Consider the following 677-nt stretch of genomic DNA (forward strand, 5'->3'; position numbering starts at 1 on the left):
GCCGGTCAAGCAGGAACGCAGATCGCGGCCAATGCGGCGGCACCGTATGCAGCTGCTGAAATTGGTGATTACTTCAAAACGAAGGGAAATGAAAACCAGACACTGCAGGATTTGAGCCATGCGGTCCTGGGTGCGGCATTGGCCGTTGCCAATCACTCCAGCGCAGCAGGCGGTGCGCTTGCTGGCGGTGGAGGCGAATTGGCCGCCCAGGTCCTGACGAAGGAACTCTATCCGCAGGCGTTCGACGCGAACGGTGTACTGCAACGTGACAAGCTCACGCCGGATCAAGTCAACAACGTCACCGCTTTGTCCAGCGCCATTGGCGCGCTGTTATCTGGAGCCGCTGGAGGCACTGCTTTTAATGCAGCGATTGGCGGGCAGGTGGCAACGAACGCAGTTGAGAACAACATGCTGAGCATTCCACAGGCAGCCAACTGGAAATTGGAGCTTGAGAAATGCAAGCAGAAAGCAGGCGGATGTTCGAAACCTGAAGAATTTGCCATCAACAATAAATACGCCAAGAAATCACTCGACAACGACGCAATGAAGTTCGATTGCTTGATGCGCGGCGACAGGATGTGTGTGGAGGAATTGAACGCTCAAGCAGCAATACCCGATATCCCCAACGCTGCTTTCAGAAAGCCGACAGCGGCTGAAGCGAAAGCCTCTGTCGATGA

The 677-nt window shown here is 55.1% G+C and carries 1 protein-coding gene; it reads left to right on the plus strand.

The window, feature by feature from the left end; translation table 11 throughout:
* The coding region (locus GM658_RS28590; RefSeq protein ID WP_155457507.1) for a VENN motif pre-toxin domain-containing protein at positions 1 to 677 on the plus strand (677 nt) is incomplete at both ends.

Source organism: Massilia eburnea, assembly GCF_009720745.1.
GTDB lineage: Bacteria > Pseudomonadota > Gammaproteobacteria > Burkholderiales > Burkholderiaceae_D > Rugamonas > Rugamonas eburnea.